Origin of the sequence: Burkholderia sp. Ac-20349, from assembly GCF_017104865.1 — a bacterium.
Classification (GTDB): Bacteria; Pseudomonadota; Gammaproteobacteria; order Burkholderiales; family Burkholderiaceae; genus Burkholderia; species Burkholderia aenigmatica.
This window is the reverse complement of the sequence record NZ_JAAGPM010000372.1, coordinates 1-355: the sequence shown is the minus strand read 5'-3', so window position 1 is coordinate 355 and position 355 is coordinate 1. Positions and strand designations below refer to the sequence as shown.

Genomic DNA, 355 nt, shown 5'->3' with positions numbered 1-355 from the left:
TCGGGCCATTTTTGACCCGGTCGAGCCAAAAATGGCCCGATAAATTCTCTTTCTTTTCAATGGGTTGATTTTGATCGGGCCAAAAATGGCCCGATTTCCCCTCAAAAAAGACGATTTCTTTTGAGATTCGTGTTGCCAGATATCTGGTGGATGTCCCTCAAATACCCCTAACGCATTGATCCTGAAGGAATAGCGCGACAACGCGTGTGGATTGGCACGGCTATTGCGTAAAGAGCCCATGCCATTCCGGCGCCAAGGCCCAACCGGCCTTTTCGACAATAACTTCAAGGAAGCAGCCAATGCCGACTCCCGCCTATATCAGCATCCAGGGCAAGACCCAGGGCAACATCACGCA

Annotated in this window: 1 protein-coding gene; it reads right to left on the bottom strand. The window is 50.7% G+C overall.

Features of this window, described 5'->3' with window-relative positions; all coding sequences use genetic code 11:
• On the bottom strand, positions 1-300 hold a 300-nt coding region (locus tag G3N61_RS39305; protein ID WP_205825144.1), incomplete at its 3' end, for a hypothetical protein.
• Positions 301-355 lie beyond the last annotated feature (55 nt).